28 protein-coding genes and 1 tRNA gene are annotated in these 26,619 nt (G+C 38.8%); 27 read left to right on the top strand and 2 right to left on the bottom strand.

Annotated elements, in window-relative coordinates; all coding sequences use genetic code 11:
- The first annotated feature begins 6 nt into the window (after positions 1-6).
- The 16 genes from ppaX to MKY08_RS18275 all read left to right on the top strand — a co-directional run bounded on the left by ppaX (position 7) and on the right by MKY08_RS18275 (position 14,611).
- Positions 7-648 (top strand): pyrophosphatase PpaX, encoded by a 642-nt coding sequence (gene ppaX / locus MKY08_RS18350; RefSeq protein ID WP_069514564.1) that lies wholly within the window; start codon positions 7-9, stop codon positions 646-648.
- A 4-nt stretch (positions 649-652) separates the two neighbouring features.
- Positions 653-1,195: an acyltransferase gene (locus MKY08_RS18345; protein WP_024363886.1), complete on the top strand. Its 543-nt coding sequence runs from the start codon at positions 653-655 to the stop codon at positions 1,193-1,195.
- A 667-nt stretch (positions 1,196-1,862) separates the two neighbouring features.
- Entirely contained in the window at positions 1,863-3,035 is a 1,173-nt protein-coding gene (locus MKY08_RS18340) for an ATP phosphoribosyltransferase regulatory subunit (RefSeq protein ID WP_069514561.1), read from the top strand.
- Positions 3,028-3,651, top strand: a complete 624-nt coding sequence (gene hisG / locus MKY08_RS18335) for an ATP phosphoribosyltransferase (RefSeq protein ID WP_024363888.1) — start codon at positions 3,028-3,030, stop codon at positions 3,649-3,651. The genes MKY08_RS18340 and hisG overlap by 8 nt, the downstream gene beginning before the upstream one ends.
- Positions 3,652-3,740: 89 nt before the next feature.
- Positions 3,741-5,015: a histidinol dehydrogenase gene (gene hisD, locus MKY08_RS18330; RefSeq protein WP_069514558.1), complete on the top strand. Its 1,275-nt coding sequence runs from the start codon at positions 3,741-3,743 to the stop codon at positions 5,013-5,015.
- 4 nt (positions 5,016-5,019) lie between these two features.
- Positions 5,020-5,619: an imidazoleglycerol-phosphate dehydratase HisB gene (gene hisB / locus MKY08_RS18325; protein ID WP_069514555.1), complete on the top strand. Its 600-nt coding sequence runs from the start codon at positions 5,020-5,022 to the stop codon at positions 5,617-5,619.
- Positions 5,616-6,248 carry an imidazole glycerol phosphate synthase subunit HisH gene (hisH, locus tag MKY08_RS18320; RefSeq protein ID WP_069514552.1) on the top strand — a complete coding sequence of 211 codons (633 nt, stop codon included), beginning with the start codon at positions 5,616-5,618 and terminating at the stop codon, positions 6,246-6,248. The genes hisB and hisH overlap by 4 nt, the downstream gene beginning before the upstream one ends.
- Positions 6,242-7,003, top strand: a complete 762-nt coding sequence (hisF, locus tag MKY08_RS18315; RefSeq protein ID WP_069514549.1) for an imidazole glycerol phosphate synthase subunit HisF — start codon at positions 6,242-6,244, stop codon at positions 7,001-7,003. Before hisH ends, hisF begins: the two co-directional genes overlap by 7 nt.
- Positions 7,000-7,617, top strand: coding sequence for a bifunctional phosphoribosyl-AMP cyclohydrolase/phosphoribosyl-ATP diphosphatase HisIE (gene hisIE / locus MKY08_RS18310; protein ID WP_069514546.1), 618 nt, complete (start codon positions 7,000-7,002; stop codon positions 7,615-7,617). The genes hisF and hisIE overlap by 4 nt, the downstream gene beginning before the upstream one ends.
- A gap of 90 nt (positions 7,618-7,707) precedes the next feature.
- On the top strand, positions 7,708-9,225 hold the full coding sequence (locus tag MKY08_RS18305; RefSeq protein WP_024363894.1) for a tetratricopeptide repeat protein: 1,518 nt from the start codon (positions 7,708-7,710) through the stop codon (positions 9,223-9,225).
- A 105-nt stretch (positions 9,226-9,330) separates the two neighbouring features.
- Positions 9,331-10,275: a thioredoxin-disulfide reductase gene (gene trxB, locus MKY08_RS18300; RefSeq protein ID WP_024363895.1), complete on the top strand. Its 945-nt coding sequence runs from the start codon at positions 9,331-9,333 to the stop codon at positions 10,273-10,275.
- 581 nt (positions 10,276-10,856) lie between these two features.
- Complete coding sequence (locus tag MKY08_RS18295; RefSeq protein ID WP_069514543.1) at positions 10,857-11,324, top strand: 8-oxo-dGTP diphosphatase; 468 nt, start codon at positions 10,857-10,859, stop codon at positions 11,322-11,324.
- 9 nt (positions 11,325-11,333) lie between these two features.
- A complete protein-coding gene (gene rapZ / locus MKY08_RS18290; RefSeq protein ID WP_069514539.1) occupies positions 11,334-12,227 on the top strand; it encodes an RNase adapter RapZ in 894 nt (297 codons plus the stop codon).
- 4 nt (positions 12,228-12,231) lie between these two features.
- On the top strand, positions 12,232-13,203 hold the full coding sequence (locus tag MKY08_RS18285) for a YvcK family protein (protein WP_069514536.1): 972 nt from the start codon (positions 12,232-12,234) through the stop codon (positions 13,201-13,203).
- Positions 13,204-13,293: 90 nt separating this feature from the next.
- Positions 13,294-14,241, top strand: coding sequence for a DNA-binding protein WhiA (gene whiA / locus MKY08_RS18280; protein ID WP_024363899.1), 948 nt, complete (start codon positions 13,294-13,296; stop codon positions 14,239-14,241).
- 112 nt (positions 14,242-14,353) lie between these two features.
- Entirely contained in the window at positions 14,354-14,611 is a 258-nt protein-coding gene (locus MKY08_RS18275) for an HPr family phosphocarrier protein (protein WP_024363900.1), read from the top strand.
- A gap of 168 nt (positions 14,612-14,779) precedes the next feature.
- Here MKY08_RS18275 and clpP read toward each other — a convergent pair whose 3' ends face one another.
- The gene (gene clpP / locus MKY08_RS18270) at positions 14,780-15,367 is read right to left on the bottom strand and encodes an ATP-dependent Clp endopeptidase proteolytic subunit ClpP (RefSeq protein WP_024363901.1); all 588 of its coding nucleotides are present in this window, start codon (positions 15,365-15,367) and stop codon (positions 14,780-14,782) included.
- 307 nt (positions 15,368-15,674) lie between these two features.
- On the opposite strand from clpP, the gene MKY08_RS18265 reads away from it, so the two are divergent.
- The 4 genes from MKY08_RS18265 to MKY08_RS18250 all read left to right on the top strand — a co-directional run bounded on the left by MKY08_RS18265 (position 15,675) and on the right by MKY08_RS18250 (position 18,568).
- A tRNA-Arg gene (locus MKY08_RS18265) sits at positions 15,675-15,749 on the top strand.
- 505 nt (positions 15,750-16,254) lie between these two features.
- The gene (locus MKY08_RS18260; protein ID WP_069514530.1) at positions 16,255-17,049 is read left to right on the top strand and encodes a basic amino acid ABC transporter substrate-binding protein; all 795 of its coding nucleotides are present in this window, start codon (positions 16,255-16,257) and stop codon (positions 17,047-17,049) included.
- A 95-nt stretch (positions 17,050-17,144) separates the two neighbouring features.
- Complete coding sequence (locus tag MKY08_RS18255) at positions 17,145-17,849, top strand: amino acid ABC transporter permease (RefSeq protein WP_024363903.1); 705 nt, start codon at positions 17,145-17,147, stop codon at positions 17,847-17,849.
- Entirely contained in the window at positions 17,846-18,568 is a 723-nt protein-coding gene (locus MKY08_RS18250) for an amino acid ABC transporter ATP-binding protein (RefSeq protein ID WP_024363904.1), read from the top strand. The genes MKY08_RS18255 and MKY08_RS18250 overlap by 4 nt, the downstream gene beginning before the upstream one ends.
- Before the next feature lie 49 nt (positions 18,569-18,617).
- Here MKY08_RS18250 and MKY08_RS18245 read toward each other — a convergent pair whose 3' ends face one another.
- Positions 18,618-19,232, bottom strand: a complete 615-nt coding sequence (locus tag MKY08_RS18245) for a spore coat protein (RefSeq protein WP_069514527.1) — start codon at positions 19,230-19,232, stop codon at positions 18,618-18,620.
- Between the two features lie 157 nt (positions 19,233-19,389).
- Between MKY08_RS18245 and MKY08_RS18240 the strand changes: the two genes are divergently transcribed.
- From MKY08_RS18240 to gap, 7 genes are all read left to right on the top strand, one after another.
- Positions 19,390-19,971, top strand: coding sequence for a LemA family protein (locus MKY08_RS18240; protein ID WP_069514523.1), 582 nt, complete (start codon positions 19,390-19,392; stop codon positions 19,969-19,971).
- Entirely contained in the window at positions 19,971-20,729 is a 759-nt protein-coding gene (locus MKY08_RS18235) for a TPM domain-containing protein (RefSeq protein WP_069514520.1), read from the top strand. The genes MKY08_RS18240 and MKY08_RS18235 overlap by 1 nt, the downstream gene beginning before the upstream one ends.
- Positions 20,730-20,968: 239 nt before the next feature.
- Positions 20,969-23,245, top strand: coding sequence for a S9 family peptidase (locus MKY08_RS18230; protein ID WP_069514514.1), 2,277 nt, complete (start codon positions 20,969-20,971; stop codon positions 23,243-23,245).
- Between the two features lie 147 nt (positions 23,246-23,392).
- The gene (locus MKY08_RS18225) at positions 23,393-23,620 is read left to right on the top strand and encodes a glutaredoxin family protein (RefSeq protein WP_069514510.1); all 228 of its coding nucleotides are present in this window, start codon (positions 23,393-23,395) and stop codon (positions 23,618-23,620) included.
- A gap of 366 nt (positions 23,621-23,986) precedes the next feature.
- Complete coding sequence (locus MKY08_RS18220; RefSeq protein WP_255313811.1) at positions 23,987-24,109, top strand: hypothetical protein; 123 nt, start codon at positions 23,987-23,989, stop codon at positions 24,107-24,109.
- Between the two features lie 246 nt (positions 24,110-24,355).
- Positions 24,356-25,384 (top strand): sugar-binding domain-containing protein, encoded by a 1,029-nt coding sequence (locus MKY08_RS18215; protein WP_069514507.1) that lies wholly within the window; start codon positions 24,356-24,358, stop codon positions 25,382-25,384.
- Positions 25,385-25,421: 37 nt separating this feature from the next.
- Positions 25,422-26,438 (top strand): type I glyceraldehyde-3-phosphate dehydrogenase, encoded by a 1,017-nt coding sequence (gap, locus tag MKY08_RS18210; RefSeq protein WP_069514503.1) that lies wholly within the window; start codon positions 25,422-25,424, stop codon positions 26,436-26,438.
- Positions 26,439-26,619: the final 181 nt, after the last annotated feature.

The following is a 26,619-nucleotide window of genomic DNA, read 5'->3' as shown; positions in this document are numbered from 1 at the left end:
TGTCATATGGCTGTAAAAGCATTACTTTTTGATTTTGATGGTACATTGTTAAATACAAATGACTTAATCATTCAATCATTTATGCACGTGTTAGAAGAACGATTTCCCGGGCAATATTCGCCAAAAGATTGCTTGAAATTCATGGGTCCGTCATTAAAACAGACATTTAGTGTTTTAACGCCAGGAGAAGAAGATGAAATGATAGCAAAATACCGCGCTTGGAATGAACCGCATCATGATGAGCTTGTCACAGAGTTTCCTGATGTTGTGTCAACTTTAGAGCAATTAAAGTCAATGGGGATTAAATTAGCCATCGTCTCAACAAAGCGCAATGCGATGATTGATCGAGGGTTAAACATCCTAGGTGCTAGTCATCTATTTGAGGTGATAGTGGGAACCGATGATGTCCAACATGTGAAGCCTGATCCAGAGCCAGTTTTACTTGCTCTTACACGTCTTGGTGTCGCAAAGGAAGACGCCATTATGATTGGTGATAATTCGCATGATATTGAAGCTGCACACAATGCGGGTGTAAGAGCTGCGGGTGTCGCATGGTCCATTAAAGGGGAGCAATATTTACAGCAGTTTAAGCCAGAATATCTATTGCACCATATGAAGGATTTACTTGCTATTGTGAAAGAGGGGTAATGGCATGGCGCGTAAAACGGAAAGATATCGTGTCGAAGGAGCAAACTCGCTATGGAATGTATATGATACGGTGTCCTTTTGGAAGGTGATGAAGTGCTTCATTGTCATTCAAATTGGACGCTTCACACCTTTTTTACGCGTGAAGAACTGGCTGTATCGTACTTTTTTAAAAATGAAAATTGGTGACCAAACGTCTTTCGCTTTAATGGTCATGCCAGATACGATGTTTCCAGAGCGTATTCATGTCGGCAATAATACAGTCATTGGCTTTAATACGACAATTTTAGCGCATGAATACTTAATTGAAGAGTATCGTTTAGGAGATGTCCATATTGGCAATGAAGTAATGGTTGGTGCCAATTCGACCATTTTACCAGGAGTGACAATAGGGGACGGTGCTATTGTGTCTGCGGCAACACTCGTACATAAGGATGTACCAGCTGGTTGTCTAGCAGGTGGCAACCCGATGCAAATTATTTACACTGCGGAACAGATGGCGGAGCGCAAACGAAGTGAAGTTGTTCAATGGTGCACGCCGAAAAAGTAAAATAATGAAGATGAAAAGTGTTAGATTGACTGCAAATCAATCTAACACTTTTTTGCTATGCCGTTCGTTGTTGTCCGCTACGGCGGTGCTTTCCGCGGGCACACACGTAAGCCGCAACCCTCGCTAACGCGCGGAATGCCAGCGTCTTACGCTGTGCGCGTTCTGAGCAGGAGTCAACGCCTTCGCTACCAACAACTAGTGAACACTTCTAATTTTTTATTTATTGCAAAAGCAAGAAAAGCTAAGTTCTCCATATCGCAAAAATTTATGAACACCTTTCCTCTGTTCTTTAAATTTTTTTAGTAATGTCCCAACCTCTTTTTTTGCTATGCCGTTATTGTCCGCTATGGCGGTGCTTTCTGTTCAGCACAATAAGGCTGCAACCCTCAACTCGTTTCGCCTCCAATTATTATATTTTTGCCAAAGCAAGATGAGCTAAATTTACAGTGATGTCCGCACTTTGATGTCCCCCTAAATAAGTGAGGCAATAGTCTCGATAAAAGTTCCACTTTATATAAATAGGTGTATAATTAACAGAAGTATTGAAATTATTTGTGAATTTAATGTGTAAAACATTGACTGAACTGAAGGAATGAGTTAAAATACTTTCATATTCTAATTCTCTAATACTCTAGTGAATTAAAGTGAAACGTAAGGAAGTGTCCACATGTCGTCGATTAAAATGTTCGAAAAGCCACTTGGTATGCGTGATAAATTTCCGCAAATTTATGAAAAAGTAGAAGCTGTAAGACATACAGGTCGAAATTTTTTACGCTCAAGAGGCTATGAATTTATTAAAACGCCTACAGTAGAGTATTTCGATACGGTAGGGAAAGCATCTGCAATTTCCGATGCGCATTTATTTAAGCTTGTAGATAGTCAGGGCAATACGCTCGTCCTACGTCCTGATATGACAACACCGATTGCTCGAGTAGCCACTTCAAAATTATTAAAAGAAATGATACCGCTGCGCTTAGCTTACTTTGCAAGTGTATTTCGTGCACAGGAAACAGAAGGTGGACGTCCCGCAGAATTTGAGCAAATGGGCATTGAGTTAATAGGTGATCATTCCGTGTTTGCGGATGCTGAAGTAATCGTTACAGCAATGGAGTTATTAAAACAATTTGGATTAGAAAATTTCAAAGTCACAATAGGCCATGCAGGTGTCTTGAATTGTATTTTGCAGGACTATACAGAAAGCATCGAACAAGAAGATGTTCTGCGTACACTGCTTGTACAACGAAATTATGTAGGCTTTGAGGAGGCGGTTGCATCATTTGATTTACCAAAAACAAAATCAGATGCATTGTTACAGTTTATTGAAGAGGCAATGACCTTAAAGGAAATTCGCGATATTGAAAAATATGTGCGTAAAAATGACGCATTAGAATATATGCAACAACTTGCAAAACTATTAGAAGTCGCTGATCTTGCACAGTATGTCGCATTTGATTTTACTCTTTCAAGCCATATGAGCTATTACACAGGTATGTTATTTGAAGTATTTGCTTCAGGCAGTGGTTTCCCATTAGGAAATGGTGGCCGTTACGACGGTTTGCTTGAAGTATTTGGTTCAAAGGTCGGTGCTACAGGCTTTAGCATTCGTGTAGATAGATTATTAGAAACGATTACTGCACAAGCTTCGGACAAGGAAGAAGCCATTGTGGTGCTATTCGAGGAAGAAAATTTTGAAGAGGCTCTAGAAAAAATACAAGCTTTAAGAGCAGTGGGTACACAAGCGACTTTACAGTTGAGAAGTAGTTTAGTTGATGAAGCAGCCTTTTTAACGCATTTTACAAAGGTAGTTGTTGTTGGACAGGAGGAAATTCGCGGTGAATGAATTAACCATTGCTATGCCGAAAGGGCGCATTTTTGAAGAGGCATACCAAATGCTTATTGAAGCGGGCTTTAATTTACCAGAAGAGGTTGAAATGTCGCGTAAATTAATGATCGAAATCCCAGAAGAGAAAATTCGTTTTATTCTAGCGAAACCTATGGATGTGCCTGTTTATGTTGAGCACGGTGTAGCCGATATTGGAATTGCTGGCAAAGATGTTTTACTGGAGCAACAGCGCGTGGTACATGAGCTTCTTGATTTGAAAATAAGTACTTGCTATATTGCTTCAGCTGGCTTACCGAATACGACGATGAACGAACTTGCGCCACGCATTGCGACGAAGTATCCGAACATTGCCATGAAGTATTATAAAGGAATTGGCGAACAAGTAGAAATTATTGAATTGAATGGGTCGATTGAGCTTGCGCCAATGATTGGTTTAGCGGACCGTATTGTGGATATCGTATCAACTGGACGTACGTTGAAAGAAAATGGCTTAGTTGAGTATGAGTATATTACGGAAGTGTCATCACGCTTAATTGCCAATCCAGTAAGTTACCGCATGAAAGGTGATCGCATAATCGATTTGGTGAAACGTTTAAAGAAGTGTGTCGACTAATGAATGTTGTTTCATCGTAATAACTGCAAAGACGCAAGTTGCGAAAAGGAACTGCACGAATAGCTAGAAATTTAAAGGAGACTTTTTCCATGAAAATCACAAAGTTAGCAAAAGGTATTTCCTTGAAACGACCACTTGAAGGTGGCAACGAAGAACAATTAAAAATTGTACGACAAGTATTGGCAGATGTTCGAGCACAAGGTGACAGCGCAATACGTACATATACAGAAAAATGGGATGGCTTTGCTCCAGACAATTTACGTGTTACAAAGGCAGAGATTGAAGAGGGAGTAGGGGCAATCGACGCGCAATTATTTGCAGATTTAACAGAAGCTGCCCACAATATTCGCGTTTATCATGAGCAACAAAAACGTTCTGGCTATCGTTTGGAATTAGCGGATGGCTCTTGGCTTGGGCAACGAATTACTGCACTCGATGCAGTAGGTCTTTACGTTCCAGGAGGAACAGCGGCCTATCCTTCTTCCGTGTTGATGAACGTTATTCCTGCTCAAGTAGCTGGGGTTAAGCGAATTGTTATCACATCACCTGCGGGGCGTGACGGGAAATTACCTGCTGGTGTACTGGCCGCAGCTCATATTTTAGGTGTGGAAGAAGTATATAAAATTGGCGGGGCACAGGCAATTGCAGCACTTGCCTATGGAACGGAAACAATTCAAGCCGTCGATAAAATAACGGGTCCAGGTAATATTTACGTTGCACTTGCTAAACGCGAAGTATTTGGTGAGGTCGCGATTGATATGATTGCCGGACCAAGTGAAATTGCCGTAATCGCAGATGAAACAGCTTTTGCAGATGAGGTAGCTGCAGACCTATTATCACAGGCAGAACACGATAAGATGGCCTGCGCCATTTTAGTGACAACGTCTGAGCAACTTGCTCACGATGTAGCACTTGAAGTGGAAAGACAATTAGCGACTTTACCACGTGAAGAAGTAGCGCGTGCCTCAATCGAAAATTTTGGCGCGATTTATATTGCTGAAACGATGTCAGATGCAGTGGAGGCAATTAATTCATTAGCCCCTGAACATTTAGAAATCGTGACTAAAAATGCCGAAGCGGTGGCAGAGCAAGTGCGCCATGCAGGTGGTATTTTCATCGGTCGATATAGCTCCGAGCCTGTTGGAGATTATTTTGCTGGCACAAACCATGTGCTACCAACAAACAGCACAGCGCGTTTTGCAAGTGGCTTAAATGTAGATGACTTCGTAAAAAAATCGAGCATCGTTTATTATACTGAAAAAACTTGGGCAATGAACGCCCCGAAAATTGCACGCTTAGCTCGGATGGAAGGCTTAGAGGGCCATGCTCGTGCTGTAGAATCTCGTGGATGGGAAAAGGAGTAATACGATGACAGAACAGAAACGCTACGCAAAGGTAGAACGCAAAACAAATGAAACGCAAATTTCAGTTGCCATTGACTTAGATGGCGAGGGCAAAGCGGATATCAAAACTGGTGTTGGTTTTATGGATCACATGCTGGATTTATTTATTAAACATGGTCTATTTAATGGCACAATTCAAGCGAACGGTGATACGCATATTGACGATCACCATACAACGGAAGACCTTGGCATTGTATTAGGACAAGCCATTCGTCAAGCGCTCGGCGATAAGAAAGGCATTAAACGTTATGGTAATGCCTTTGTACCAATGGATGATGCACTGGCACAAGTTGTTGTCGATTGTTCAAATCGTCCACATTTAGAGTATCGTGTGCCTGAACTAAAAGAGAAAGTAGGAACTTTTGATACTGAGCTAGTGCATGAGTTTTTATGGAAATTCGCACTTGAAGCAAGAATGAATGTCCACGTTATCGTACCGTATGGTCATAATACACACCACATTATCGAAGCTATTTTTAAAGCATTAGCTCGTGCCATTGATGCGGCAGTTGAAATTGATCCTCGCGTTAAAGGTGTACCTTCTACAAAGGGGCTGTTAACGTGAAAATAGGTGTCATTGACTATGGGATGGGTAATTTATTTAGTGTTGAACAAGCACTAAAACGACTTGGCTGTGAAGTCATTGTAACAGCACAAGAACAGGAACTAGATAAAGCTGATGCCCTGTTACTGCCAGGTGTGGGCGCTTTCCCCGATGCTATGAAACGTTTAGCTGAAACAAAATTAGATTGCTATTTACAAAAAGTACAAGCAGAAAGTCGACCATTGCTCGGTATTTGTTTAGGTATGCAGTTATTATTTGAGGAAAGCGTAGAGGTGACACCTACGAAGGGACTAGGTTTCTTCAAAGGTAGCATTCAACGTTTTAGCGGCATTCAGGGGGAGCAGTCTTATCGAGTGCCTCATATGGGGTGGAATGAATTAATTGTGACAAATCGACCAGCATGGCTCAAAGACGAGGCACCTGCCGAGCACGTTTATTTTGTTCATTCTTTTTATGCGACGAATATTGAACCGACAGAACTAGTGGCCTATGCTGACTACCATGGCATTGAAGTCCCAGGGATTGTTGCCAAAGGCTCGATCACAGGTATGCAATTCCATCCTGAAAAATCGGGTGAGTTAGGCGTGTACTTATTAGAACAATGGTTAAAAGGGGTGGCGGCGTGCTAACGAAACGTATTATTCCATGTCTTGATGTGAAGGAAGGACGAGTTGTTAAAGGTGTACAGTTCGTATCATTACGTGATGCAGGAGATCCGGTAGAACTTGCAAAGTTTTATGATGAACAAGGTGCAGATGAGCTTGTTTTCCTAGATATCTCCGCATCGCATGAAGGCCGTGAAACAATGGTCGATGTAGTGCGCCAAACTGCGGCGACACTAGCTATACCATTTACTGTTGGTGGCGGTATTCGCTCGTTAGAGGATATGAAGCGTATTTTACGCGCTGGAGCTGACAAAGTATCTGTTAATACTTCTGCCTTAGAACGCCCAGCGCTGATTAAAGAAGGTTCTGACTATTTCGGTGCACAATGTATTGTTGTTGCCATTGATGCGCGCTATAGTGAAGAAGATGGCACGTGGATGGTCTATACACACGGTGGTCGCAACAAAACATCTTGGCAAGTAATAGAGTGGGCAAAAGAAGCTGTCCGTTTAGGTGCTGGTGAGATTTTATTAACAAGTATGAATCAAGACGGTGAAAAATCTGGCTTTGATTTAGCTTTAACGAAGGCTGTACGACAGGCCGTGACAGTCCCAGTCATTGCAAGTGGTGGTGCAGGGAATGCCGAACATTTTTACGAAGTATTAGCGGACGATGTTGATGCTGATGCAGCACTTGCAGCATCCATTTTTCATTACAAAGAAACGAGTGTAGCGCAAGTAAAACAATACTTACGTGAAAAAGGAGTGGCAGTAAGATGATAGAGAACATTAAATTTGACGATAAAGGTCTTGTGACAGCAGTTGTGCAAGATGCCAATACAAAAGAAGTATTAACTGTAGCCTATATGAATAAAGAATCATTAGAAAAAACATTAGAATCAGGCGAAACATGGTTTTACTCACGTTCTCGTGAAGCGCTTTGGCATAAAGGAGAGACGAGTGGTAACGTACAAAAAGTAGTGTCCATTAAAGCAGACTGTGATGGCGATGCATTAGTTGTAGAAGTACTTCCTGCTGGTCCTGCATGCCACAATGGCACAACATCTTGCTTTACGAAGGTACTGCAAGAAAAAGCAAAAGTTGGTTCGGTTAGTATTATCCCTGAGCTAGTTAAAGTAATTGAAAAACGTGAGCAAGAAATGCCAGAGGGTGCATATACTACATATTTATTCGATAAAGGCATCGATAAAATTTGTAAAAAAGTTGGGGAAGAAGCTACAGAGGTAGTTATTGGTGCAAAAAATCGTGATGCAGAAGAAGTGAAATGGGAAGCGGCTGATTTAATTTACCACTTATTAGTTTTACTGCAAGAACAAAAAGTAAATGTTTTTGACGTATTACATGTGTTGGAAAAACGTCACGAGGAGAAATAACAGCATATCGCTTATTGTATGGTATAATATAAGTTACTGTAAAAAGGAACGTATAATGCGTTCCTTATTTCTTGTTTCGGAGGAAATATTTTGGAAAAGAAACGTCAAAAAGAGAAGCAAACGAATGTCGTATCGTTCATTCCAACAGGCGACTATTATTATAAAAAATCAATTCAAGCAATGAATAGTGGTCAAATGGACAAAGCCTATAAATACTTACAACGTGCTGTAGATTTAAGTCCAGATGATCCAATGATTTTATTGCAATTAGCGATTGTAGAGTTAGAAGGTCAAGGTTTTGAGGAAGCCTATGATCTGCTTCGTCGTGCCTATCAATTAGACCCAAATGAGCCGGAAATTATTTTTTATATGGCTGAGGTATCAGGATGTGTGGGCATTATTCAAGATGCCAAACGCTTTGCAGAGCAATACTTAGAAATGGAACCTGAGGGTGCATATGCGGATGAAGCGGCAGAGATATTAGACTTTGTTGCTTTTGAGCACAATGAATATGAAGAGCTTGAGGGCAGTGGCGAGGATTTATATCGTCAGGAGCAAGCACGTCGTTGCATGGAAAAGGGTGACTTTCCAGAAGCAATCAATATTTTAGAACAATTAGTAGAAGATAGACCGGAATTTTGGTCAGCGTACAATAATTTAGCTTTAGCTTATTTTTATGTAGGTGAAGCGGAACAGGCTAAAGCGATTTTGAACACGGTTTTGCGTGAGAATAAAGGGAATCTCCATGCATTGTGTAATCTAACGGTTATTGCCTACTATGAGAAAAATGATGAGGAATTAAATGCTCTTTTAGAAGTATTGGTGAAAATTCAACCTTATGCTTGGGATCATCGTTACAAATTGGGCGCAACGCTTGCACTGATTGGTCAATATGAAACTGCATTTAAATGGCTACGAAGCATGCAGAAGCGTGGTTATTTAGGTGATCCAGGGTTTTACTTTTGGTTATCTCATGCGGCCTACTTTTCTGGTTACGATGATATTGCCAAAAATGCTTGGGAGCAGTTGCTTGAGTTAGATCCAGATAAAGAAGGTTTTGAACCTTGGCGTCAGCAGGAAAATACATATGAGCTTGACGCATTAGAGCATGATCGTGACTTCATTGTAGCGAAGCTTGAAAGTGAGTATATAAGTGATCGTTTATTTGGCTTATTTTTATTACGAGGAACAGCGCATAAGCAGGAAATCATTGCGCATCCTAAATGGATAGATGTAGAGCAATTTGGTGCTTTTGAAAAGCTTTTTTTAGCTTATGCACTAGGCCATCAGTTTGATGAGAAAAACAAAGTAGAGGCAAGTTTTTTAAGAGCCGTACGTGTACCCGAGATTTTGTTGGAGCACTATGGAAAATTGACGACAATCGTCGCACCGATGTTCCAAATGTGGTTCGTGCTTTGTGAACAAGCACTTAGTCAAAATTATCGCTTTACAAATCCGGCTGCTATTGCAGGTGCAAATGACTTTTTATTCCGCTCATCTCGCATGCTGAAGGTGACGAAAAAAGAAATCGCAGAGCAATATGGCATATCTGTAGCAACATTATCGAAATATATAGATGAAATATTAATGTACTTACCAACGAGTTAAATTGAAGTTGTGAGCAACTTAGTTGAATAACTTCAAGCTTTCACATACGATGAACATACTGAACGTTATTATAAAAAAGTATTACAAGTTTAGGAGGAAGTAAGTATGTCAGAAGAAAAAATTTATGATGTTGTAATTATTGGTGCAGGTCCTGCCGGAATGACTGCGGCTGTTTATACATCACGTGCAAATCTTTCAACATTAATGATTGAACGTGGTATCCCTGGTGGACAAATGGCGAATACGGAAGAAGTAGAAAACTATCCAGGATTTGATACTATTTTAGGGCCTGAGCTATCTACTAAAATGTTCGAACATGCGAAAAAATTTGGTGCTGAATATGCTTACGGTGATGTCTCAGAAATCATTGATGGTGAAGAATATAAAACGATAAAATCTGGTGCTAAGGAATATAAAACACGCTCAATTATCCTTTCTACTGGTGCAGAATATAAAAAAATGGGTGTACCTGGCGAAAAAGAGCTTGGTGGACGTGGTGTCAGCTACTGTGCCGTATGTGATGGTGCATTCTTTAAACAAAAAAATCTCGTTGTCGTAGGTGGCGGAGATTCTGCTGTTGAAGAAGGTGTGTATTTAACGCGTTTTGCTGATAAAGTAACAATTGTTCACCGTCGTGATAAATTACGTGCACAAAAAATTCTACAAGATCGTGCATTTGCAAACGACAAAATTGATTTCATTTGGAATGCAACAGTGAAAGAAATTAACGAAGCTGATGGTAAAGTAGGCAGCGTTACATTGCAATCAACTGTCGATGGCACAGAATCTGAATTTGCGGCTGATGGCGTATTTATTTACATTGGGATGTTGCCATTAACAAAACCTTTTGAATCTCTAGGCATTTTAAATGAAGCTGGTTATATTGTGACTAACGACAATATGGAAACAAATGTACCAGGTATTTTTGCTGCTGGGGATGTGCGTGAAAAAACGCTTCGTCAAATCGTTACTGCGACTGGCGATGGCAGTATTGCAGCGCAAGCAGCACAACATTATGTTGAAGAGTTATTAGAAAAAATTAACGCATAATAAGTTATACCAAGTGACGGTCTAAACAATTGTGAAAGTGTATTGTAATTGGCCGTTATTACCGGAAAAAAATACAAATTTTTAATACGGTTTTAATATTGCTGTAACTTGAATGACATATAAAAGGTGTAATATAAATACTGTAATTAGCAATCCCCCTTTTATTTTTTTAGTAGGTTGTTTCCGCCTAAATCAGGTGGGAGCAACCTATTTTTAGTGCCAGACACCCAAACAATTCTGAATTCTTAAAGCGTTGCAAGTAGCTAAATCCACTTAGACTCCTGTGGCTTAGGTCGTACCCGCGGGAAGCGAAGTGGTTTTTTACGCAATAGTAATGCTTATTATTTTTGGATATGTCATGTCTTACAGTAGAAAACTGTATACTAGTTGTATAAGGGGTAGTGTAAAATAATGGTTATTGAAAGATGTGTTTACCTTTTCTGCATGAATTCAAAACCCTTTGGATTAAGTTGATATAATCATTTTTTTGCGCAAGATTCCATAGTTGTGAAATGAGGACAAACTCTGATAGGTCTTGCTATAATAAAAAATAGAATGCAAAAGAGATTAGAGGTGTGCCTATGCAAAGAATTGCAAACTTGATCGCCGTAAAAGACGGCCAAGTATTATTACTTCAAAAGCCGAGACGTGGCTGGTATGTAGCACCAGGCGGAAAAATGGAGAGCGGTGAGTCTATTTATGAGGCCGCATTACGTGAGTTTCAGGAAGAAACAAATGTAATCCCATTGAAAGCGCATTTAAAAGGTGTCTATACGATGGTTATTAAAGAAGATAACGTTAAGGTAGATGAATGGATGTTGTATACTTTTGTAGCGAAGGATATAGAAGGTGTACCATTCGAAGAAACAAGAGAAGGTAAGCTTGCATGGCACCCAATTGAGGATTTGAAACATTTGCCAATGGCTGAAGGTGACCGAACAAATTTACAATTTGCTGTATCACAATCAGGCATTCAGTACGGTACATTCGAATACACGAAGGATTTTGAATTACTTTATGAAAAAATACAAATATCAATAGAACAATAAAGGAGCTGCATGACAGTGGTGGTTGAAAGTCAACAATGTACACATGAATTGGTCATTATTACAGGAATGTCTGGAGCTGGAAAAACCGTAGCTATTCAAAGCTTTGAGGATTTAGGGTATTACTGTATTGATAATTTACCACCAGCGTTACTCACAACTTTTTTAACTTTACTTAGAGATTCAGGTAAAAATATTACACGTATTGCCGCGGTCATGGATATGCGTGGCGGTGACTTTTTCGATTCGCTCATTGGTGCGCTTGACCATATATTAAAAGAAGGCGATATTGTTGCGCGGATTTTATTTTTAGATGCTGATGATCAGACGCTTGTAAGACGATATAAGGAAACAAGACGTGCACACCCATTAGCTGTAACCGGTTTACCTTTAGATGGTATTAAACAAGAACGTATACTTCTATCTGAAGTGAAGGGCCGCGCTAAATTTGTTTATAATACCTCCAACATGAAACCAAAAGAGTTACGCGAGAAAATTGTCAATGAATTTGCAAGCGATGCAGATCATACTTTTTCAATTAATATTATGTCCTTTGGATTTAAACATGGTATGCCAATAGATGCAGATTTAGTATTTGATGTGCGCTTTTTAAAAAATCCATATTATGTGGAGGAATTGCGCCATAAAACAGGTTTGCAAACAGAAGTTTCTTCTTATGTATTAGCGTTAGAGGATACACAAATCCTAATTCAAAAACTAACGGATTTGTTTGAATTTATGGTACCGCTTTATAAACAAGAGGGGAAATCACAACTTGTCATTGCTTTTGGTTGTACAGGAGGACAGCATCGTTCGGTGACGTTGGCAGAATATTTTGGTGCTTGCTTAGCCAAAAATGAAAATGCTGTGATATCGCACCGTGACATCAATCGAAGAAAGGATTGAGTGAATGGGGAAAAAGCATACAAGGCTAGTTGTAATAGGTGGTGGTACTGGCCTTTCCACGTTACTGCGTGGTTTAAAGCATCACCCGTTTGATATCACTGCAATCGTAACAGTTGCGGATGATGGTGGTTCCTCAGGACGTCTACGTGATGACTATGATATTCCCCCACCTGGGGATGTCCGCAATGTCATCGCTGCATTATCAGACGTGGAGCCACTTGTTGAGCAAATGTTTCAATATCGTTTTTCAGTATCAGATGATTTGAACGGTCATTCTTTAGGTAATTTAATGTTAACGGCTTTAACAGATATCACTGGGGATTTTAGCCATGCTATTAGTGAGATGGGAAAAGTGCTAAAAGTACATGGGCGAGTGATTCCAGCTGCTAATAAAAAGATTACTTTACATGCCGAGTTAGAAGATGGCGTAATAATTGAAGGTGAGTCTAAAATCCCGACAGCATCAAAACGCATTAACCGCGTTTTTTTAGTGCCTGAAAATGTGCAACCGCTACCAGAAGCAATACGGGCAATTCATCGGGCAGACTATATTTTAATAGGACCTGGAAGCTTATATACGAGTATTATTCCGAATTTGCTTGTGAAAGCAATTGGGGAGGCTGTTGTAAAAGCAAGGGGCCGCAAAATTTATGTATGTAATTTAATGACTCAAAAAGGTGAGACAATTTCCTATACAGCAGGGGACCATGTGCAAGCAATACACAAGCATGTTGGTAATTCTTTTATCGATTCTATTTTAGTCAATGATGAGCAACTGCCACATCCTGTTAAAGAACTGTATAAAGAAGAATGTGCAGAGCCCGTAACATTTGATGTTGGAAAGCTTGAAAGTATGGGATTAGAAGTTATTAAACGAGATATTGCAACCATTCGACCTGATGGGACAGTTCGCCATAATGCGGCAAATGTTGCAAAATGGCTTGTGGATTATGCAAAAATCTTACCCAAAAAGTAAGGAAGCCTACAATAGAGTCCTAAAGAATGCTTGTTGTATATGGTAAGATGAACATATACATAGAAATAAAGGTCGAAAGGGGGGCGTGCTATGTCATTTGCTTCAGAAACAAAAAAAGAGCTTACACAGGTAGAAGCGGACGATTACTGTATGAAAGCGGAAGTATCCGCGTTAATTCGTATGAATGGTTCGTTATCTTTTGCTAACAAACAACTTAGCTTAGACGTGCAAACCGAAAACGCTGCAATCGCACGAAGGCTTTATACGATAATGAAGAAGTTGTATCCATATAATGTGGAGCTACTTGTACGTAAGAAAATGCGATTGAAAAAAAATAATGTATATATATGTCGTGTACGTGAGGGTGCACGTGAATTGCTCATTAATTTAGCTATTATTTCAGATGATTTTCAATTTAATCATACGATTTCTAAAGAGCTGATTAAAAAGAGTGGTCATAAAAGAGCCTACTTACGTGGAGCGTTTTTAGCAGGTGGCTCGGTAAATAATCCAGAAACGTCTGCCTATCATTTAGAAATTTATTCTTTGTATAAAGAGCATGGTGAGGCATTAATGGATTTAATGAACGAATTTGAATTGAATGCAAAAACCATTGAACGCAAGAAGGGCTTTGTGACATACTTAAAGGAAGCGGAAAAGATTTCCGACTTTTTAAATATTGTCGGAGCCCATCAAGCCATGATGAAATTTGAAGATGTTCGTATATTACGCGATATGCGCAATAGTGTGAATCGGATTGTCAACTGTGAAACAGCAAACTTGAATAAAACGATAGGTGCTGCACTGCGTCAGGTAGAAAATATTCGATTTATCGAAAATTCCATTGGCTTGGATCAGTTGCCAGAAAAACTGCGCGAAATTGCACGCCTACGTGTGGAATACCAAGATGTGACGTTAAAAGAACTTGGTGAAATGGTATCAAGTGGAACGGTTAGTAAATCAGGAGTCAATCATCGATTGCGTAAAATAGACGAAATAGCAGATGCATTAAGAAGAGGTGAAAAGATAGGCGGTTAAGTTTTCATGCGTATTTGATATGAAAGCAAGCACAATCGCTTATTGTTCTTCTGCTGTTAAGTGAGGTAATATAATACTAATAGATGAACGGTAGTGAAGGGGAGTATTGCGAATGACTGAAAAAACAGTCCAGGTAAAATTAAAATTAGGACTTCAAGCTAGACAAGCAGCGTTGTTTGTACAGGAAGCAAATCGTTTCAGCGCTGATATTTTTCTTGAGAAAGACGATAAAAAAGTAAATGCCAAATCCATTATGGGTGTAATGAGCTTAGCCATTGCAAAAGGCACGAAGGTTGTTTTAAGCAGTGAAGGTAGCGATGCAGAGCAAGCGGTTTCATCCTTAGCTGCGCTTATTGAAAAGGAAGACTAATCAAAAACCTCTAAGTCATAAGAGCTTAGAGGTTTTTGATATTGCCGTTGGGCGGACACAAATGAAAGTTGCGACTCTCGCTAGTGAGCGGATGTTTTATGTCTTACGTGAGAGCCTAGCACCCATTAAAAAAACCGCTAAGTCATTTGAGCTTAGCGGTTTTTCTAATTAGCGTTCGTTACGTACAAAAATATGGTCGATTAAGCCGTATTCTTTCGCACGTTCAGCTGTCATGAAGTTATCACGGTCAGTATCTCTTGAAATGACTTCTAATGGCTGACCTGTACGTTCAGATAAAATACCATTTAATTTTTCGCGAAGGAATAAAATGCGTTTTGCCGCAATTTCAATTTCAGTCGCTTGACCTTGTGCACCACCAAGTGGTTGGTGAATCATTACTTCTGCATTTGGTAATGCATAACGTTTACCAGGTTCACCAGCAGCAAGCAGGAAAGCACCCATAGATGCAGCCATACCAATACAAATTGTTTGTACTTTTGGCTTGATGAATTGCATTGTATCGTAGATTGCCATACCAGCTGTAATCGAACCACCTGGTGAGTTAATATAAAGAGAAATATCTTTATCTGGATCTTCTGCTTCTAAGAATAGAAGCTGTGCAACGATTGAGTTTGCAACGTTGTCATCAATCGCACTACCTAATAGGATAATACGGTCTTTTAGTAGTCGTGAATAAATGTCATAAGCACGTTCACCACGACTTGTTTGTTCAATAACTGTAGGAATTAAATTCATGTTAAATCCTCCTTAAAAAGCTAAATTCGAATACTTTTACTGAAATCATCCATTATATTTCAGTTGTAACCTTATCATACACATTATAGTCAGGGAAGGTCAAATATTAACGCTGATATTAAAAAATAAAATACATAACAAAAATAATAATTTATAGTTGAAAAATGGGCAAGACGTTTGTATAATGGAAAGGTCGTAAGTTAAAGTACAGTACACTATTTTGCAGGTATGCTTCTGAAATGAGGGTTATCTACATGATGCTTTACCGTAAAGCCTTAGAGTGAGTACTTTTTTTTTATGTTCAATTGCCCTCGTGGTGTAATGGATAACACGTAAGATTCCGGTTCTTGCACTGGGGGTTCGATTCCCTCCGAGGGCGCCATTTTACTGATTATTTGATATACTTTTATAGCTCGTTCTCCTATAAGTAGTTTAGCAGCCTGCTTAGGGGAGAAAGAGAGGAATAGGAGGGAATATTGTCCCGTAGGCATTATTCCCAGATTTATTCCTTTCTAAACCTTCAAAAAGCAACAACTCCAAAAAGTTTTTTAGTGAACATACCGAACGTGAGGCTAGCACGCTAGCCCAAAAGAAGAATCCTATCTGAGGGGATTCTTTTTTTGTGCTCCAAAATATCTAAAATCTGTATAAAAACAATCTTAAAATTGCATAAGTATACATTTTACGACGAACATCTTGTTTTTATTACATAATTTTTCTTCATTATGTTTAGTAAAATTCATTTTTATGAAAAAATAATCACTTTTATACGAAATCGTATTGTATATCAACTCTATTGACACTATAATTGACCTAATAGTCTAACATTTCCGAATTGAGAAAAATGAAGTGATCGGAAAATCATTAAATGTTTAGGGGGAAAAACTATGAAAAAACGTTTTTGGACGTTATTGATGATCGTGGCGGCATTTACGCTTGTGCTAGCGGGCTGCGGTGCTAAAGAAGACACATCTACTGGCGATGCACCGGCTGATGGTGGCGCGAAGGACAAGGTGTATAAGGTAGGAACAGAGGCTACATTTGCACCGTTCGAGTCAATTGACGATAAAGGGAATATTGTGGGATTAGATGTCGATATTTTGCAAGCGATTGCGGATGAAATGGGCTTTAAAGTAGAATGGGAAAACATTGGCTGGGAGCCAGTATTCCAAACAATTAAAAATGGTGAAACACATATCGGTGCTTCTGGTATTACGATCAATGAAGAACGTAAAGCATCATTTGATTTTACAGAACCATATTATGAATCTCAATTATTAATCGTTGTAAAAGAAGATTCTAATATTAAGTCTTTAGCAGATTTAAAAGATAAAAAGATTTCTGTACAAATTAATGCAACGGGTCATATGGCAGCAAAAAAATTACAAGGTGATGCAAGTACAAACATCATGGCATTTGAAAACCAACCTGTTGCTATTCAAGAAATGTTAAACGGTAACGTAGATGCAACAATTGGCGACAATGCAGTTATTTATGAATATATCAAGGCGAATCCAAATGCAAAACTTAAAGTAATTGAAGATGATGCATTTGAAAAAGAATACTATGGCTTTATGGTGAAAAAAGGCAATACGGAGTTATTAAAACTATTAAATGAAGGTCTACAAAAAATTAAAGACAATGGTAAATTAGCAGAAATTACTGGTCAGGACTTTAAGTAATAAATGATGCCGTTAGCCCTAATCATGCTAGCGGCTCATTTGATTTATTAGGGGATTTAATAGTAGAGAATTTGAATGGGAAAGTAGGGGTTCTGATGGACATCTTTGATTTACAATGGGACATAGTTTGGAACTACCGTGATATGTTTATACGTGGTATAGGTATAACAATCATTTTAACACTCAGCGGTTATTTTGGTGGTATTATTTTAGGCTTACTATTAGGTTTAGGAAAACTATCGCAAAATAAATTAATTTACTGGCCATCTAAACTATATGTGGATTTATTCCGTGGAACACCAATGCTTGTGCAAATTTTACTAATTCATTTAGCGGTTATTCCAACAATTTTTGGTCATTCATTAGGTTATATGGTTTCTGGTATTACAGCACTTGTATTAAACTGTGCTGCTTATAATGCAGAAATTTTTCGTGCGGGTATTCAGAGCATTGATAAAGGGCAAATGGAAGCAGCACGTTCACTTGGCTTAACACACAATCAAGCGATGAAAAAAGTAATTTTACCACAAGCTTTTAGACGTATGATTCCACCACTTGGTAACGAATTTATTGCGTTACTAAAAGATTCTTCTCTAGTAACGGTTATTGCAGCACCAGATATTTTATATGCAAGTAAAGTAGTAGCGGGTGCGAGCTTCCGTTTCTGGGAACCGTATATTGTCGCTGCCCTACTATACTTGGTTTTAACATATGTTGTAACAAAGGTAGTCGCATTTATAGAGAAGCGATTTAGCAATAGTTATGTCCCTCGTAAAGCAGAAGGGAGAGAAGCAAGATGATTAAAATTGAAAACCTACACAAATACTTTGGGAAGCTAGAAGTATTGAAGGGTATTGATTACGAAATACAAGAAAAGCAAGTGGTTTGTGTCATTGGTCCTTCAGGGTCAGGGAAAAGTACTTTTTTACGTTGCATCAATATGCTCGAAGAAGTAACGGACGGTGCCATTTATATAGAAGATATCAAGATAAATGCACCAAAAACAAATATTAATGCCATCCGAGCAGAAGTCGGGATGGTGTTCCAACAATTTAATTTGTTCCCTCATATGAATGTCATTGATAATGTTACAATGGCGCCAATGCAAATTCGTAAAATGAGTCGTGCGGATGCAGAGCAATTAGGTCATGAGCTTTTGAAAAAGGTCGGTCTTGATAGCAAAGCTTATAGCTATCCAGAACAGCTTTCAGGTGGACAACAACAACGAGTAGCGATTGCTAGAGCGTTAGCGATGAAACCAAAGGCTATATTATTCGATGAACCAACTTCTGCACTTGACCCAGAAATGGTGAAAGAAGTATTAGATGTTATGAAAAATCTAGCATCTGAAGGGATGACAATGATTGTAGTCACACATGAAATGGGCTTTGCGCGAGAAGTGGGCGATCGTGTTGTGTTCATGGATGGTGGTTTTATTGTAGAGGAAGGTACGCCAGAAGAGATTTTTGGTAATCCACAAAATGAGCGAACAAAAGCCTTTTTAGGGAAAGTTCTTTAATATTAGGAAAAACCATTCATCGCATTTCGCAATGAATGGTTTTTTGTTATTAATGGAGGGGATTTGTAGTAGTAGCGAACGAATCAAGCATTGCACGCATATCTTGTTGCGAGTATTGCGGCACTTGATAATAGCCATGCTTATTTTGGTAAATAGAAAGTTCGTATGCCATTTCGATACAGTTGGGAATACTATCTGCAACAACACGACGCACAACTGGATTTGTTGTTTCTGTCGCTGCTGCCGTTAAACATTTAGCAGACCCTTTATGTGCACCAAGCAAGAAGCCAGAAATGATTTCATCATTGATTTCACTTACATTTTGCATTGGCTTTTTCGGCTGTGAAGGTGTAATGCCGTATTGGAAGTTGTTTCCTGTTTGCATTTCATAACGACCTGTTGGCACAGATGGATCATGCCCTGTTTTAAATGACTCCACAATCGTATTGTACATACCGAGTGTGAAATTATATTGATTGTCCAAAATGCTAAGTAATTCTGGATCTTTTACTTGCGGACGTAAAAGCATGGATTGATTCAGACATGCAATAATTTCGCCAATTGCTTCATGCATGTCCATTACTTCATGTCCACCGTGATTTAGGCTTTGTTGTTGGTTTGATGATGTTACATCATTTGATTCATTATAAAAAGATTGTGACAAAAAAAACGCCTCCTGAATGTATAGTTTGTTGCAGTAATTAGTATGTCTTGTTCACCATATTTCATACGACATAAATCTGTTTGCATATATTTAGCATAGCGATGTTTTTTTGCAACACATTAGAGGTATAAGAAAAGAAAGTAAGGAGGCTGTAAAATTGAAAAAAGTACTTGGACCTGTCGCAATAATTATCATTATTTTAGGTGTATGCGCTTTATTATTTATTCCAAAATATAATAGCCTTGTGACGGCAGAGGAAAATGTGGATTCAAAATGGGCTCAAGTCGAAAATCAGCTACAACGCCGCTATGATCTAATTCCGAATTTAGTGGAATCGGTCAAAGGATACGCAAAACATGAGCAAGAAGTCATTGCCAGCATAACAGAGGCACGTGCGCAGTTAGGTAATGCACAAACACCAGAGCAACAAGCAATGGCCAATGATGCGTTAAATGGTGCGCTTAGTCGATTGCTGGTAGTGGTAGAAAATTATCCGAATTTAAAAGCAGATGCGAATTTCCGCCAATTAATGGATGAGCTTGCAGGCACGGAAAATCGTTTAGCAGTAGCACGAGAAGATTACAATAATGAAGTGCAAGGCTTTAATAAAATAGTAAAACGCTTCCCAGGTAATATAGTAGCAAGTATGTTTGGCTTCGAGCAAAAGGAATACTTTAAGGCAGCAGCTGGGGCTGAAAAAGCGCCGGCAGTAGATTTTAGTGATTCAGGTAAACAATAATGAAGCGTTTGACCGTAATACTTGCTTGTTTCATATTTCTTGTAACAGTCAACAATGCATATGCTCAATTCCCAACACCGATGAAAAATACGTACATTCATGATTTTGCCAATGTACTATCAACGCCTGTAAAGGAAGAACTCAATTCTTATTCAGAGCAGTTAGATAAAGGCACTGGTGCTGAAATTATGATTGTAACGGTGGATAGTATTCATGGGCAAGAGGCTAAAATGTATGCCACCCAATTGATTCGTGCTTGGGGCATTGGTGATGCACAGAAAAACAACGGCGTTTTGCTATTGGCTACATTTGGGCAAGGGCAAGGAAAAAATGATGTGGTGATCGCGGTGGGCCAAGGTCTTGAGGGAGCGTTACCAGATGGGAAATTAGGACGGATATTGGATTCTGCTTTTTATCCTTCTGCAAGTAATGGTGAAATTGACCAAGCATTTCAAGCGACGTATACAGCATTGTATCAAACTGTAGCACAAGAATATCATTGGGAAGGTCAAATGCCAACTCAAACAGTAGAGGATGAATCGATGCCCACTTGGATGTTTGTACTAATCGTGATTCTCGTCCTCGTCGTCATTATCTTCTCCAATGGAGGAGGCGGACCACGTTCAAGAGGACGGGGAAGAGGAGGGTATCCAGGTGGTTTTGGTGGTGGTTTTGGCAGAGGCGGCTCCGGTAGCGGAGGATTTGGCGGCTTTGGCGGTGGATCATCTGCTGGTGGCGGCGCTAGCCGAAAATGGTGACGAAAATGGTGACAGGCACCCAAACAATTTTGTCACTAGAACCGCAGTGGATTGACACGTTTTCGTAATAAAATAATTTACTAGCTAAAAGACTCTTCTTCATACGAAGAGTCTTTTTAATTTGGATAAAGAGGATAATTAAATAAGTTTTATCATTTATTGACAAAAAAACTAGATTTGTTATAATTTCTTTGTATCGACTAACGATATAACGCACACTGATATAAGGAGGAATCATTTTGAAAAAAAGATTTTTGTCAGCATCTTTAGCGGTCATTTTAACAGCTTCTGTTGTCTATCCTGTTTCCATTCAGGAAGTACGAGCTGCAAATGAAACGAGCAATGTGATTGTTGCACAAGAGGAGCGCCTAACAGCAAAAGAATTTCTTGAATTGGCTGTGACTTCTTTAACATTCCAACATGGGTCAGAGGCAATGCGTCAAGAAATCATGGATAAGTGGGTTAAAGAGGGAGAATTACAAAATTTAAGTACGGCCATTAAACGTGATGAAGTTGCTCGAATTTTAGTAAGAGCTCTTGATAAAGAGGAAAAAGAAGCATCATTAGCAGATTATTTGGAAAAAGCGAATAAGCTAGGCTTATTTAAAGGTATCTCTGAAAATAGTGAAACCATTTCAAAACAAGATGCTACTAAAATCTTTTCAACTTTTAAGACGATCAAAAACGGAACGAATAACGAAGGGGTAAAAGAAATTTCTGTAGAGGATTTTATGAAAAATCCAGGAAACTTCGGTTACCAATTGTCGCCAGATGGTAATTACATTACATTTGCTTCAGCATGGGAATCTCGTTCGAATGTATTTGTAAAGAAAATGAATGACGATAGTGAACCTGTTCGTGTATCAAGTTCAAAAGATCGTGATATTTCAGGATTCTTCTGGAAAGACGATACATTGCTTTATGCCAAAGATAAAGGCGGCGATGAGAACTTCCATATCTATTCATCTTCATTTAATGGGAAAGAAGAAAAAGATTTAACACCTTATCCTGGGGTAACTGTAGGCGTATTAAGTAATTTACAAGGTGTTAAAGATGAAATATTAATTATGATGAATAAAGAAGATGCGAAAGTTTTCGATGTGTACAAGCTTAATGTCAAAACAGGCGAAACAAAACATGTTGCAAAAAATCCTGGGAACGTATCGAATTGGGTAGCGGACCGTGATGGCAATATTCGTATCGCTGTCGTTTCAGATGGTGTAGAAGGTACAATTTTATACCGAGAAACAGAAAAAGATGAATTCAAACCATTTATTGAAATGGCGGCAGGAGATGAAGTAAATCCACTTGCCTTCTCTAAAGATAATAAATATATTTACGCAACTTCAAATAAAGGTCGAGATAAAGTACAAGCAGTGAAATACGATCTTGAAGGTAAAGAAGAAGTGATTATGTCGAACGATGAAGTAGACGTTGCAGGCGTATTATATAATAGTGAAAAAGATAAAATTTTATACGGTGCTTATATGACTGATAAAGCACATTACCAATTCTTTGATGAAGATTTTGAGAAACTATTCCGCAAAATTCAAAACAAACTAGGTGTTGAAGAAAGCGAACTAGGTATCAATGACTACAATAAAGAAATGACTAAGTTTATCGTCAGCGTGTCAAGTGACACTGTGTACGGCAAATATTATTACTATGACTCAACAACAAATGAAATGACAGAACTAGCAACATTAAGTCCTTGGTTAAAGTCAGAAGAACTTGCTGAAATGCATCCAATTTCGTATAAGAGCCGAGATGGACTGACAATTAACGGTTATTTAACATTACCGAAAAACAAAGAAGCAAAAGACTTACCACTTATCGTGAATCCACACGGCGGTCCATGGGCACGTGATATGTGGGGCTTTAACCCAGAAGTACAGCTTCTTGCAAACCGAGGATATGCTGTGCTGCAAGTGAATTTCCGTTCTTCAACTGGATACGGAAAAGAATTTTTACAAGCTGGTAATAAGCAATGGGGTCTAAAAATTCAAGATGATATTACAGATGGCGTGCAATGGGCAATCGATCAAGGCATCGCGGACCCTGAGCGCATCGGTATTTATGGTGCATCATTCGGTGGTTATGCTACATTAGCTGGTATTACGAAGACACCTGATTTATATGCTGCGGCAGTTGACTATGTTGGTGTATCAAATATCTTCACATTGCTTGATACAATCCCACCTTATTGGGAAACAATGCGTAACATGTTCTATGAGCGTGTAGGGCATCCAGAGACAGACAAAGAGCTATTAACAGAAGCTTCTCCTGTCTTCCATGTTGATAAAATTAAAACACCATTATTTGTTGCGCAAGGTGCAAACGATCCACGAGTTAATCAGGCAGAATCTGATCAAATCGTAGAAGCATTGCGTGCTAGAGGTGTGGAAGTAGAGTACATGCTTAAAGAAAATGAAGGGCATGGCTTCCAAAACGAAGAAAACCGCATTGAATTCTATAATGCAATGGTTAAATTCTTCGACAGCCATTTAAAAAAATAACAAACGATGAGACTGTGCAAAAATTACCTTGCACAGTCTTTTTTCATTTAAAATAAAGATAAATAGTTACGCCAAAATCACATGTAAATCGAAAGTGTTTGCGAATTGTTTGCGTGCCTGGCACCATAAAGTAAAGGGGTTGGTAAAATGGACGTGAAATTTTTTAGTCGTTCCCATTGTGAGCTTTGTGTGGAAGGATTACGCACATTAAAGCTTGTTCAAGAAGAGTTAGGTTTTACCATTGATATGATCGATATTGAAACCGATGAAGCGATACATGAAAAATATATGCTGATGATACCAGTAGTGGAAAAGGATGGAGAAGTTATACAGTATGGCAATTTAGATTATGTAACATTAATGGAACGTTTGTGACAAATCAAAGAGCCATTACGTGAGAAAAGCATAGCTATTTAGCCAACAAAATTACCATTTACTAAATGAAGTAAAATCGAATGAGGCAAAAGGTTATAAATAAAGCGAAAAAATTCGTTATTCTCTAGTCGAGAGAATAACGAATTTTTTATTTTAAACCTGAAAATGCACGTTATTCACAAATTGTTCAATGAAAGCGTTATGAATATGAACAGTTTGTGAAGACCTTCACACAAAGCTTTCTTTTTTAAAAAATAGGAGTAGAATAAGAATCAAGTAAAGGTTGTTATAAAACAGTTTAGAAAAAGTACCACATTTTTACGTGGTTGTTATATTACAAAAATAAACTTAAAGGGAGATTTGACTATGTGGGTTATTACAGTATTTGAACAAAAGGACGTTCGTATTTTTGAATACACAAACAAAACGGAAGCTACAAAAGCTTTAGCAGGCTTCAAGAAAAACGCAGTATTATCTTTCACTAAATAAGAACCAAGCCATCTCGCAATCATAATGGATGATTGCGAGATTTTTTTTGCCACCAAAACAGACAGCGTGGCATTTTTACTTTCCTAATAATGGGTGTCGCTATGTATAAAGGTTGTACTAGCAACTCATACCATTAATTACTTGCTCTTTTTTATAAAGCATATTATAATTAAATTGTAAGTGGGACATTATTTAATGCATCGGGACGAAAAACGACCCACTGTAAGTGAAAGGGAGTAGATAGATATGTTAACTGTACCTGAGGCACAGCGAAGACTACTTCCGGAAATGAATCCGCTTCTACAATCGAGATATCGTATTCTACAATCGATACAGCTGATGCAACCAATTGGCAGACGAACGCTTGCAGAGTCACTAAAAATGACAGAACGTGAAATCCGTAAAGAAACAGATATTTTACGTGAGCAAGGGTTATTAGATTCCCAAAAGTCGGGTATGGTATGTACGAGTGATGGTGAATTAGTGATTGAACAGTTAAGAGTATTAGTGTATGAATGGTCGGGCCTTACTCAACTAGGCAAAGCTCTCGAACAACAATTAGGGTTGCAACATGTGCTAGTCGTACCAGGTGATTACAACGATGACGAAACCGTTTTAACATTGCTAGGAAAAGAAGCGGCACAGCAATTTCTTTCGACTATTGCCAATGAGCAAGTAGTGGCTGTTACTGGAGGGAAATCAGTTGCCTCCTTAGCGCAGTTTTTACAACCAGTCGATCATCAGCAAAACATTACATTTGTTGCTGCTCGTGGTGGTATCGGTCATGAAATGCACATGCAGGCCAATACACTGGTTGCTACGTTCGCTATGCAAATGGATGCCCAGCATCGTACATTATTTTTACCAGAGCATTTAAGTGAACAGGCTTATCAAGCGATGTTAACAGAGCCTATGGTAACAGAAATAATGGCTTACTATGACCGTGCTGACTGCGTTATTCATGGTATCGGCTCTGCTGAAGAAATGGCGATCCGTCGTAATACATCTGCCGAAGATTTACGTATTCTCGAAGAAAAAGGTGCTGTTAGTGAAGCATTCGGCTATTATTTTAATGCCGAAGGACAAATTGTGCATCGTATTCGCACGATTGGTATTCAACTTGAACAAGTTGAAAAATGTAAGCATATTATTGCGGTGGCAGCAGGCAAACAAAAAGTGAATGCCATGCTATCTTATTTTAAGGTAGCACCGAAGCAGACGATACTTATAACAGATGAAGCTGCAGCAAAGGCAATCGCTGAACGTTTACTGTAAAAATAAATCAATGAAAACATTATTGGAGGAATTGACAATGGCATTAAAGTTAGCAATTAATGGATTTGGACGTATTGGTCGTTTAGTATTTCGTGAAGCAATGAAGCATGATGAATTTGAAGTAGTTGCAGTGAATGACTTAACAGATGCTAGTCAGCTTGCACACTTATTAAAATACGATTCTGTACATGGTATCTATGATGCTGATGTAAATGCAGATAAAGATTCTTTCGTCGTGAATGGAAAAACGGTTAAAGTATACGCTGAAAAAGATCCAGCGCAATTGCCTTGGGGCGAGCTTGGTGTAGATGTTGTGCTTGAATGTACAGGTCGATTCCGTTCAATGGAAGATGTAGGGAAGCATATTGAAGCAGGTGCTAAAAAAGCCATTTTATCTGCACCAGCTAAAGGAGATATGCCGACATTCGTAATGGGTGTGAATCATGAGGATTACAATCCAAAAACAGACGATGTCATTTCAAATGCATCTTGTACAACAAACTGTCTTGCACCAGTAGCCAAAATTTTGGATGAAAAATTTGGCATTGAACGCGGTATGATGACAACAATCCATTCTTATACAAACGACCAACGCATCCTTGACTTCCCGCACTCTGATCCGCGTCGTGCGCGTGCAGGGGCAGTGTCAATGATTCCAACAACTACAGGTGCTGCAGTAGCGGTTTCTAAAGTATTACCTCAATTAAAAGGTAAACTAGATGGATTTTCTATGCGTGTTCCAACACCGAATGTATCATGTGTGGATTTAGTGGTAGAACTAAAAGAAGATGTTACAAAAGAGTCTATTAATGCCGCTTTAAAAGAAGCTTCAGAAAATGAGCTAAAAGGTATTTTAGGCTACAATGAACTACCATTAGTATCAATTGATTACAATGGTAATCATCATTCTTCAACAGTAGATGGCCTTTCTACAATGGTTTTAGAAAATAGTATGGTGAAAGTTCTTGCTTGGTACGATAACGAAATTGGTTACTCTACTCGTTTAATGGATCTTGCATTATACATTGCTCAACAAGGGTTAAATCATAAATAAGTGTCATAATTCGCAATTTGAAGTAAAAAGTGTGACATAATACCGCTTTTTACGCAAAAATAGTATAGCCTTTATAATATCGAAAAGATATAATATACAAGGGTAATAGGAGTAAGGGATGTACCCTTACTCCTTTTTTTAATAAATATATTTAGCGCATGGCTTGTTATAACGTACACAG

The organism is Lysinibacillus sp. FSL M8-0337 (genome assembly GCF_038593855.1).
In the GTDB taxonomy this organism is placed as follows: Bacteria; Bacillota; Bacilli; order Bacillales_A; family Planococcaceae; genus Lysinibacillus; species Lysinibacillus sphaericus_D.
Note: the sequence above shows the minus strand (reverse complement) of the source record. Positions and strands in the feature narration are given on the sequence as shown.